Source organism: Petrotoga halophila DSM 16923 (assembly GCF_002924615.1).
This window is the reverse complement of record NZ_JALY01000205.1, coordinates 1-9,588: the sequence shown is the minus strand read 5'-3', so window position 1 is coordinate 9,588 and position 9,588 is coordinate 1. Positions and strand designations below refer to the sequence as shown.

The window sequence follows — 9,588 nt, the reverse complement described above, 5'->3', positions numbered from 1 at the left end:
CTGGCAATGGTGAAGTTATGGAACCACAAGAAGATGCAATTGCAATAGGTTCCGGTGGACCTTATGCATACGCTGCAGCAATGGCTCTGTTAAGAAACACGGACTTAGATGCTGAGGAAATTGCAAAAAAAGCCATAAAAATAGCCGGTGAAATATGTATTTACACGAACGATAATATAACAATGGAGATTATAGAATGAGTGAACAGATTTTAGCTATTCCCACCATAAAAATTGTAGAAAAAATATCTTCGTTCAACAATAATTTTTTTAAAATAAAATTTAGCGATTTCGTAGAAATATTAGAAAGCGGTAATTTCCACGAAAGAGATGAAATAGAAAACGATTATAATTACAAACAAATCATACCTTATGTAGTGTTCAAAAACTACGAAGGCAAAGTTTTAGTTTTAAAAAGAACACAAAATCAAGGAGAAAAAAGGCTTCACAACAAAATATCAATAGGAATAGGGGGCCACATAAACAAAGGGGATAAGGGTATTACTATGGAACAAACCTTTTTCAACGGAATGGATCGTGAAATTAATGAAGAATTATGGATTACCAATTCATATAAATATGTTTACAAAGGAATAATCAACGATAACACTGAAGATGTATCCAAGGTTCATTTAGGTGTCCTTTTTGTCGGATTCATCGATTCTGCGAAGATTAAAGAAGAAGATAACTTTGAGAGCACATGGATGAAAAAAGAGGAAATCGTAAATTTAAAGGATGTGAATTTCGAAGGTTGGACAGAAATAGCTATAAATAACATGTAGAAAATTCTTATTAGACCAATTGTGAGGGCGGAGCCCTTCACCCACCAGAGTCCAAGGGACCGAAGGTTCCTTCCTTAAATGGGTGCGCTTCCTTAAATGGGTGGGCTGCGGGGCGAAGGGGCGCTAAAGCATGTTCTAGAGTTTCTAAAAATAGTAAAAGTGCACATTAAGGAGGCATAAATTGTCGTTATGAACAATATCTACGGAGAAAATTCAGGTAAAGGTTTTGTCAAGGAAGTACCTTTATCTACATTTGCAAAGGCAGTAGAAAGTGCCATTTATAAAGCACCGCTAAGAGAAAACAACAAAGTTTGGTTAAGCGACTTATGGTTCATCACTTCTTTACCAGAAGACCTGATCAAAGAAGCTATATCCAAATATATTGAAGAAATTGATCTACCCGACGATGTTGAAGAGATATACGACGACGAAAAAAACAAAGTTCTTTGGAAAAAATAAATAAAAAGGGCGCTGTAATACTAATTAAAACTGGAGGGAAAAAGTGAAAGTTGATTTTCATACTCATTCTACAGGATCTGACGGAAGTAACACTCCTGATGAATTATTGAATCTGGCCTTAGAAAAAAATATAGAATATCTATCTATCACTGATCACGATACCCTTGATGGAATAAAAGCTATAGAAAACTTTCCAAATTTAAACAAGTTAAAATTCATTCCTGGAGTAGAAATAAGTGCAGAATTCCTGAACACTTTACACCTTTTAGGATACGGCTTTGATATCAAAAACAAAAGGTTAAATAAGGTTTTAGAAGACCTTCAAGAGTACAGAAAAAAAAGAAACGTTTTGATGATCGAAAACATGCAAAAACTTGGTTTTCAAATTTCACTTGAAGAACTAAAAGAAGAAGCAGGCGGAGAATTGATTGGTAGACCACATTTTGCTTCTTTAATGGTGAAAAAAAATTATGTAAGCAACAAACAAGAGGCTTTCGATAAGTATTTAAAGAAAGGTGCACCTCTTTACTTAGATAAAAAAAGGTTGGATCCAAAAGATGCAATATTGTTAATTAAAGAAGCTGGGGGTGTAGTTGTTTTAGCGCACCCTTATCAAACAAAACTCGATGAACAAAACCTAGACAATCTGATTAGAGAGTTAGTAGATTATGGATTAGACGGCATAGAAGCTTATTATTCCTTGCACACCAAAGAAATGATCGAAAGATATAAAACCCTTGCCAAAAAGTATGATTTGTTTATTACTGCTGGTTCGGATTATCATGGAACAAACAAAACAGGGATAGAAATGGGGATTAACATCAGCAAAGAAGAATTAGAACCTTTTTTAAATATTTTAAGGATGCTTTAAGATTTTCTACATATAATAGGGTTAGAAAACAATAACCCCCAATAAAATCCCCAACTTATCCCGCTTTATGCGGGGTTTTTTTTATAAAGAAATTTATTGAATGGAGGTATTTATGAAGAAAAAAAATCTTTTAATTCCGTTGTATGGTGTTTTCATGGGTATTTCTGATTCTATCCCTGGGGTTTCAGGGGCGACGATAGCTTTGATACTTGGCATTTATGAGAATTTCATATCTGCATGGTCTTTTGTTTTTACCAATTTATTTAATTTCAAAACTTTAACGAAAAGTCGGGAACTTAGATTTTTGATCATGTTGTACATAGGCGTTTTTCTTGGAATGTTCTCAACCTTGGGATTTATAGACTTTTTAATAAACAACTATCAAACAAGTGTCTTCTCTTTCTTTTCAGGTTTAATTATCGGTAGTATCTTTTTTTTGGGATCTGATCTATTTAAAAATGTTGATTTCAAAAATACCCATAAATCCAAATACGTTTCTTTTTTTATTTCAGCCGCTATTGGTTTTTTAGTTGCCTTCTATATTTCAGGGGCACAGTTTTTATTAGAGCAACACGGATTTTTAATAATCTTTTCGTCAGGATTTTTGGCTATTTCTGCCATGATCGTGCCGGGGATTTCCGGTGCCTACGTTCTATTACTTTTGAATCAGTATTCATACATAGTAAAAGCAGTTAATGATTTTAATTTCTCTGTGCTGATAACCTTTGTTTTAGGTATTGTGCTGGGATTGGCTTCTATGAGTAGATTACTGAAATGGGTATTGGATAAGTTTTACCTCGCTACAATGTTTTTTTTGATGGGACTGATGGTTGGAGGATTGAGGGCCCCCATTTCAAAAATAGAGAACTTTGTTAGCTTTTTAATATTTGGTTTAGTAGGAGCTACGGTAATTGTAATTATTGAAAGGTTTGGTAGAAACAATAGATAATTTTACTTTTTCCTCTTTCGCCGTTTCGGAATGCCAAAAGTTTGATCAATTTCAACCTCTTTCCCTAACTCTCTGTGAACTAGGGAAAGAGATTCCAACTTTATTTGATATTTTAACTTTTTATCAGACAAATAACTAGTAATCTGTCCAATATTCTCTTTATTAATATCTTCTACCGCTAAAGTTATATGTGGAAACCAATTATCTGGAGAATAATAATCGTTTAACTTTGACTCATTTACGTTGACCAAATTCCAAAGGTATTCGTGAAAGTTCAAAATTTCCTTTGTCGGTTTTACAGGGATGTACAATGTTAATTTTTTGCCGGTAAATAAGGCTACACCTTCCGTTTTTATGGTTAAGGAATCTAATTCTTTGGTCGCCTTTTTGAGTAACTTGTTTAAATCGTTAACTTTATACTCCTCAGCGACACTCCAAGTTATATGAGGGAAAGGCACGTTATTTTTTACCCATTTAATATCAAAATTCTTGTCCAATTCATTCCAAAGTTTTGTTATTTTGTTGTAAAAAGGCTGAGGTAAAATAGTTAAAAGAGACTGCACTGTTATCACCTTTTTTAGTGGGAGGTTTAAAGATGAGCTACAACAAAAAACGAATCGTGAAGTTTCTTATCTATTATTTCTCTATTTCTGTTGGAGTTCTTTTAATATTCTATTTTTGGTTCACAAAACTTTTTTGGTTTTCTCTAGTTACTTGGATTTTTGCCACATTTGGTGTTGTTTCAATTTCGTTTTTCACTTTTATGAACCTAAGAATCGTTGAACTTCAAAATGAATCAAAAGATGTAAATGATAAAAATAATAAAGATGAATAATAATATTTATCATTCTAAGCTCAATTCATCTTTTATTCGAACCATACCATCAATGGCTATTTTAAAGAAATCGTTCAATTCGATATCCAGCTTGGCTATTTCTTTTATTTTTTCTCTATCCGCTCCTCTTGCAAAAGCTTTATCTTTGAATTTCTTTTTTAACGATTTTACCGATAACTCGGCTATATCTTTGTTTGGTCTGACCAAAACAGCGGCAACGATAAGCCCAGAAAGTTGATCTGCAGCATATAGGGCTATCTCAATATCTTTTTCTAACTCTTTTTTTTCATTATGTGCCAATATAGCGTTTTTTACATCTTGATCAACCTCGTCTCCAAGCATTTCAACAGTTTTTAACGCATGATTATCTGGATCGTCTTTCGTTTCTTCATAATCCAGATCGTGTAGTAAACCGGTGATTTCCCATTTTTGCTCATCTTTGTTTAGATGTTTTGCTAATTCCTTCATAATGGCTCCTACGGCAAGAGAATGAGTGAACAAATTATCCGTTTTTAAGTTTTGCTTTAGTAACTCTAGGGCTTCTTCTCTAGTCAAAAAAATCACTCCTTATTCAAATTTATTAAAAGCAAATTTAAAGTAATAATAAAAGATTAATACAGTAAACAAAATAGCTCCAAAGATGATCCATAAACCGATTACCACGGGTGGTGTTGTGGTAAAAATTAATATCAAACAAGCAACTAAACCAAAAAATAACCAAAACATGATCTTCAGATTATGCCATATTTTATTTAATTTTTCTTTCAGTTTAGAATTTTGAAAAAGCAGATCGTCCAAAGTTTCTCTGTTTTCTTTATTTTGTTCTTCTAATAGTTTTATCCTATTCTCTAAGTCTTCAACATTATTCTTAGCCATCCTTTTTGAGTACCTCCTTTGAAGAAAAACGGATTTTTGTATTATTTTAAGTATTATACCACAATCTTTTAGAGTTCAAAGGTGTTTCGTGCAATAAATAAGCTTTGCTCAAACTTATTAACCGATCAATTAGTTGATTGGTGCATTTCTCAAATATACAAATTAGTTGTGCTCTATTTTTTAATAATTAAATAACTAGAAAAAATATGGTATAATTTAAGGACAAAAAGATAAAGAACTTTTATGCTTCTGGGCGGGCTACAGGGAAAAGGCAAAGAGCTTTTATCCTTATGGGCGAGCTGCGGGGCGAAGGGGCGCTAAAGCAGGTTTTAGAGTTTCTAAAGTCATTATAAATACTGCACCTAGGAGGGGATTTAATGAAAGGAATGATCGTTGAAACATGGCTGGAAACATGGAAAAATACATATGGAGAAGATTATGTGAATCAACTTTTAACTGAAATAGGAATTCCAGAAAACAAACATTTCTCTCCTTTCGAAGATTTAGAAGATTCTAAAGTGTTTAAACTTCTTGATTTAATAAGTAAATCAACGAATAAATCAAAAGAAGAGATCATGAAAGAATTGGGCAAAAAAAACATTTATACCTTCAAAAAATATTACCCCAATTTTTTCAAAAAAAAAGGACTTCTCTCATTTTTGTCAACCATGAATGATGTTCATAAATCATTGACAAGGAGAATAAAGGGGGCTAAACCTCCCGCCATTGAATTTGAAATCATCGATAGCAATTCCGCGTACCTTACCTATCGATCTTTCAGAGATATGAGATACTATTTCCTCGGGCTGTTGGAAGGTTCAGCTGAGGTTTTTGGAGAAAAAATTGAATATGAGATTGTTGATCAAGGAAGCACTGACAAAGGCAGCTTTCTAAAAATAAAGTTAGAGAGTGAGAAACCCTATGCAAAAATTAAGAAGGCAAGGTTTTTTGTAGCAATGAGTTTGTCATTAATGAAAATGTTTTTTACTTCACTTACCTTCTATACGATAATCATAGTCTTTTTATTATCTTGGCTTTTCACCTGGATTTTAGGAAACCATTGGTATACTTTTTTAATTACAGGTATTTTATCTGGAACGTTTATTTTTTCCATGGGTAATTATTTCAAACGATTATTTTCTTCTTCCACAGAAGGGTTACAAAATTTAAATAACCTCGAATATGATAAACCGGTACTATTAAAAGGAGAGAAACTGCTCGAAAAGCATTCTTTAGAAATTGATAGTTTGAGAAGCAATTTTAATGGAATTTTTATTCAGCTGACGGGGGATATAGAAGAAATAGAAACCTTTACAGGAAAAGTTGGAGAAAGAGCTGAGGAGATGAAGGAAATAAGTGACTCAATAGGAGAATTAGTTGAACAGGTTGCTGTAAGCTCAGAACAAATCGCTCAAGATGCCGAGTCCATATCAAATGTAGTTGAAGTAAATGTAAATACTATACAAAGTATCATATCCAGAGAAAATCAAATGGTAGACTCTTTGGAAAATGCAGTCAAAAGAATAAATGCTTCCTCTTCAAAAGTGGAAAATTCCTCAAAAGAAATAGAAAGTATGAGCGAAAGGTTCAATAATTTGGTAAAAGAAAGTGATAAGTTAGAAGAGGATACTCAAGAAATTCTTAAAGTCGTTGATACGGTGAAAGGTATTGCGGATCAAACTAATTTGTTAGCCTTAAATGCGGCAATAGAAGCATCAAGAGCAGGAGAAGCTGGCAGAGGATTCGCTGTAGTAGCTGACGAAATAAGAAATTTAGCAGAGGAAAGCAAAATAGCTGCTTCACAGATTGATAATATACTTAGCAGAATATCTTCAGGTATTGAGCTGTTAACCAAAACTGTTGAAAAAGAATTTAAATCAATGAAAGAAGGAGCTAATAATCTAAGAATTAGTTCTCAAGATAATAAAGAATCTGCAACTAATATAGAAAATATTTCCAAAGAAATCCGCGAAATTTTAGATGAATTAAGTAGCGAAGGGGTTAAATTGGAAGATTTAACAAAAAACACCCAAAACTTGTTAGCTATATCTGAAGAAGGTTCGGCTACTTCTGAAGAAATATCTACTTCCGTCAAAACGTTTGTAAATAACATAAAAGAAATCCTACAGAACATAAAAGAGGTGGAAGGATTTATTTCTTCCCTTAAAGAAAGCTTATCTAGTAATACGTGATCTTTTATTTCATAATTATTTTATTTTATTCATCTTTTTTTAAAACTTTCATGTTATAATTTACTTCGGATTGTGCTTTAAGGGTGTTATAGAATTTTTAGATGAAGAAATAATTTTAATGAAGGGGGTAGATAACTTTGGTAGAAAGACAAATGACGAGGCAGTTTTTGGAAGATGCCTTTTGTGGTGAATCTAAGGCACACATGAGGTATTTGATTTTCTCTGCTGAGGCCGAAGAAAAAGGGTTGAAAAATCTTTCCAGGATGTGGAAAGCTATTGCTCATGCTGAGTTTGTTCACGCGAGGAACCATTACAGAGCTTTGGGTTATATAGGATCAACAGAAGATAACTTACAACAGTGTATAGACGGGGAAACCTTTGAAATTGAAGAAATGTATCCCGTGTACAATAATGCAGCTAACTTTCAAGAAGAAAACGAAGCGGTAAGGACCACTCATTTTGCCTTGGAAGCAGAAAAGATACATGCCGAGTGGTACAAAAATGCAAAAAAGGTTGCAGAACAGGGTAAAGATGTGGAAGTTGGTAAAATCTTCATATGTGATGTCTGTGGTTATACCGTAGAAGGAGAAGCACCAGAAAAATGTCCTGTTTGCGGAGCTCCAAGAAGCAAATTTGTAGAATTCTAATTAAATTTTTTAAGAAAGGGGATGATTCTTTGTGTTAGGTGACGTAATTAAGATTAAAGATTTCAAAAATGAAAAACATGTTCCTACAATCGATTGTCCAGACAATGTTCAACCTAACGAGGAGTTTGAAGTTGATGTACAGGTTGGTAAGGAGATTAAACATCCAAACACAGTAGAGCACCATATTGAGTGGATAGATCTTTTTATACAATACGATGATGATCCAAATACCGTACATGTAGGCAGATATATGTTCGGACCTGTTGTGGGGGAACCTCATGTAAAAGCAAAAATAAAGTTAGCAAAATCAGGAACATTGATTGCACTCTCTCATTGTAATATTCATGGACTTTGGGAAAACACCAAAAAGGTTTCTGTAGTTTGATTTTAGAAAATATTAAATAGGGGTTGATAAGAATGAAAAAATATAGATGCACTATTTGTGGTTATATATACGATCCAGAAGTAGGAGATCCAGATAACGGCGTAGAACCTGGAACTTCTTTTGAAGATTTACCGGATGATTGGACTTGCCCCGTTTGTGGTGCTGCTAAAGAAGACTTTGAACTACTCGAAGAATAAAAAAGGCGGGATGTTAATCCCGCTTTTTTAATAATTCTCCAGCAGCTTTTCTTATTTCTAAATTTTCATCATCTTTTGAGTCAACTATGACCGTATCTCCTTCTTTTATAGTATCTTCGATGATCATATTTGCCAAAGGTGATTCGATTTTTCTTTCTATAACCCTTCTCAACGGTCTGGCTCCATAAACTGGGTCGAATCCTTCTTTTGCTATAACGTCCTTCGCTGCTTCAGTTATTTGAATGCTGATATGCTTTTCTTTCAACCTTCCTTCTAACCTTGAAATCATTATATCGACTATTCTCTTTATCTGAGAGATACTCAAAGGTTTGAATACTATAATATCGTCCAGCCTGTTAATAAATTCGGGTCTAAAGGCCATTTTTACCTGGCTCATAATTTCATTTTTTGTGTTTTCATAAGATTCTTCTTCTGTTTCTCCAACAAAACCAACACTTTTTTTGGTTTTATTTAAGAACTCTGAACCTAAGTTAGAAGTTAATATTATGATGGTATTACTGAAATTTACGGTTCTACCTTGAGAATCTGTTAACCTTCCATCGTCTAAGATCTGTAACAATATGTTGAATACATCGGGATGAGCTTTTTCAACTTCATCGAATAATACTACTGAATAGGGCCGTCTCCTGATTATCTCTGTTAATTGCCCACCTTGTTCGTAACCTACGTATCCTGGTGCCGCACCTACTAACCTAGAAACGTTGAATTTTTCCATGTATTCACTCATATCTATCCTGACCAGTGCATCTTCGGTTCCAAAGAGTATTTCAGCCAATGTTCTGGCTAATTCGGTTTTTCCAACACCAGTTGGTCCAAGAAACAAGAAAGAACCAACCGGCTTTTTAGGATCTTTCAATCCTGCTCTGGCCTTTTTAATATGATCTGCTACGGTGTTAACCGCTTCTTCTTGGTCAACTAGCCTGGTGTGTATTTCATTTTCAAGATTGGCGAGTCTCTTCTTTTCATCTTCAACCATTCGTGTAACAGGGATACCCGTCCATTCTTGTACCAACGAGGCTATTATATCTTCATCTACTACATTGCTTATTTCACTTTGTACTCGTTTGGCAGCTTTTTGTGCTTTTTCTAATTCCTTTTGAAGATCAAAATATTCTGCCTTTTTTTGAGACGCTTCTTCGTATTTCTCCTCTAAGGTTAGTTTATTAATCTCTTCCTCTAATTTTGACATTTTCTTTTCCAATTCTCTAATTTTTTCTGGTTTGGCTGAGTTTCTAAGCTTTACTCGCGCACATGCTTCATCTATCAAATCTATGGCTTTATCTGGTAAAAATCTGTCATTAATATACCTATGAGAAAGATTTACTGCTCCAATTAAAGCTTCATCCAATATTTCGACCTTGTGATGCTTTTCGTA

General features: G+C 33.8%; 14 protein-coding genes. 10 read left to right on the top strand and 4 right to left on the bottom strand.

The window, feature by feature from the left end; translation table 11 throughout:
• From AA81_RS14585 to AA81_RS10045, 5 genes are all read left to right on the top strand, one after another.
• Window positions 1-200 (top strand): Ntn hydrolase family protein (locus AA81_RS14585; RefSeq protein ID WP_500690314.1); only part of this gene is annotated, 200 nt, incomplete at its 5' end.
• Entirely contained in the window at window positions 197-781 is a 585-nt protein-coding gene (locus AA81_RS10060) for an NUDIX hydrolase (RefSeq protein ID WP_103079326.1), read from the top strand. The genes AA81_RS14585 and AA81_RS10060, both read left to right, overlap by 4 nt.
• A gap of 189 nt (window positions 782-970) precedes the next feature.
• Window positions 971-1,240: a hypothetical protein gene (locus AA81_RS10055; RefSeq protein ID WP_103079325.1), complete on the top strand. Its 270-nt coding sequence runs from the start codon at window positions 971-973 to the stop codon at window positions 1,238-1,240.
• A gap of 43 nt (window positions 1,241-1,283) precedes the next feature.
• Window positions 1,284-2,111: a PHP domain-containing protein gene (locus AA81_RS10050; protein ID WP_103079324.1), complete on the top strand. Its 828-nt coding sequence runs from the start codon at window positions 1,284-1,286 to the stop codon at window positions 2,109-2,111.
• A gap of 112 nt (window positions 2,112-2,223) precedes the next feature.
• On the top strand, window positions 2,224-3,060 hold the full coding sequence (locus tag AA81_RS10045; protein ID WP_169926360.1) for a DUF368 domain-containing protein: 837 nt from the start codon (window positions 2,224-2,226) through the stop codon (window positions 3,058-3,060).
• A gap of 2 nt (window positions 3,061-3,062) precedes the next feature.
• Here the strand turns inward: AA81_RS10045 and AA81_RS10040 are convergent, their stop codons facing one another.
• Window positions 3,063-3,623 (bottom strand): 2'-5' RNA ligase family protein, encoded by a 561-nt coding sequence (locus tag AA81_RS10040; protein ID WP_169926359.1) that lies wholly within the window; start codon window positions 3,621-3,623, stop codon window positions 3,063-3,065.
• A 32-nt stretch (window positions 3,624-3,655) separates the two neighbouring features.
• On the opposite strand from AA81_RS10040, the gene AA81_RS10035 reads away from it, so the two are divergent.
• Window positions 3,656-3,895: a hypothetical protein gene (locus AA81_RS10035; RefSeq protein WP_103079321.1), complete on the top strand. Its 240-nt coding sequence runs from the start codon at window positions 3,656-3,658 to the stop codon at window positions 3,893-3,895.
• A 9-nt stretch (window positions 3,896-3,904) separates the two neighbouring features.
• On the opposite strand, the gene AA81_RS10030 is transcribed toward AA81_RS10035, so the two are convergent.
• On the bottom strand, window positions 3,905-4,450 hold the full coding sequence (locus AA81_RS10030; protein ID WP_103079320.1) for an HD domain-containing protein: 546 nt from the start codon (window positions 4,448-4,450) through the stop codon (window positions 3,905-3,907).
• 12 nt (window positions 4,451-4,462) lie between these two features.
• Complete coding sequence (locus AA81_RS10025) at window positions 4,463-4,771, bottom strand: hypothetical protein (protein ID WP_103079319.1); 309 nt, start codon at window positions 4,769-4,771, stop codon at window positions 4,463-4,465.
• 377 nt (window positions 4,772-5,148) lie between these two features.
• Between AA81_RS10025 and AA81_RS10020 the strand changes: the two genes are divergently transcribed.
• The 4 genes from AA81_RS10020 to rd all read left to right on the top strand — a co-directional run bounded on the left by AA81_RS10020 (window position 5,149) and on the right by rd (window position 8,192).
• Entirely contained in the window at window positions 5,149-6,963 is a 1,815-nt protein-coding gene (locus tag AA81_RS10020) for a heme NO-binding domain-containing protein (RefSeq protein ID WP_103079318.1), read from the top strand.
• A gap of 152 nt (window positions 6,964-7,115) precedes the next feature.
• On the top strand, window positions 7,116-7,610 hold the full coding sequence (locus AA81_RS14710) for a rubrerythrin family protein (RefSeq protein WP_103079343.1): 495 nt from the start codon (window positions 7,116-7,118) through the stop codon (window positions 7,608-7,610).
• A 31-nt stretch (window positions 7,611-7,641) separates the two neighbouring features.
• Window positions 7,642-7,995 (top strand): class II SORL domain-containing protein, encoded by a 354-nt coding sequence (locus tag AA81_RS10010; protein WP_103079317.1) that lies wholly within the window; start codon window positions 7,642-7,644, stop codon window positions 7,993-7,995.
• 32 nt (window positions 7,996-8,027) lie between these two features.
• Complete coding sequence (gene rd / locus AA81_RS10005; RefSeq protein WP_103079316.1) at window positions 8,028-8,192, top strand: rubredoxin; 165 nt, start codon at window positions 8,028-8,030, stop codon at window positions 8,190-8,192.
• 13 nt (window positions 8,193-8,205) lie between these two features.
• Here rd and AA81_RS10000 read toward each other — a convergent pair.
• On the bottom strand, window positions 8,206-9,588 hold a 1,383-nt coding region (locus tag AA81_RS10000), incomplete at its 5' end, for an AAA family ATPase (RefSeq protein WP_146050382.1).

Coding starts and splice junctions, on each gene's coding strand:
- rd (WP_103079316.1), top strand. CDS start 8,028: ATGAAAAAATATAGATGCACTATTTGTGGTTATATATACGATCCAGAA.
- AA81_RS10055 (WP_103079325.1), top strand. CDS start 971: ATGAACAATATCTACGGAGAAAATTCAGGTAAAGGTTTTGTCAAGGAA.
- AA81_RS10020 (WP_103079318.1), top strand. CDS start 5,149: ATGAAAGGAATGATCGTTGAAACATGGCTGGAAACATGGAAAAATACA.
- AA81_RS10060 (WP_103079326.1), top strand. CDS start 197: ATGAGTGAACAGATTTTAGCTATTCCCACCATAAAAATTGTAGAAAAA.
- AA81_RS10035 (WP_103079321.1), top strand. CDS start 3,656: ATGAGCTACAACAAAAAACGAATCGTGAAGTTTCTTATCTATTATTTC.
- AA81_RS10045 (WP_169926360.1), top strand. CDS start 2,224: ATGAAGAAAAAAAATCTTTTAATTCCGTTGTATGGTGTTTTCATGGGT.
- AA81_RS10025 (WP_103079319.1), bottom strand. CDS start 4,771: ATGGCTAAGAATAATGTTGAAGACTTAGAGAATAGGATAAAACTATTA.
- AA81_RS14710 (WP_103079343.1), top strand. CDS start 7,116: ATGACGAGGCAGTTTTTGGAAGATGCCTTTTGTGGTGAATCTAAGGCA.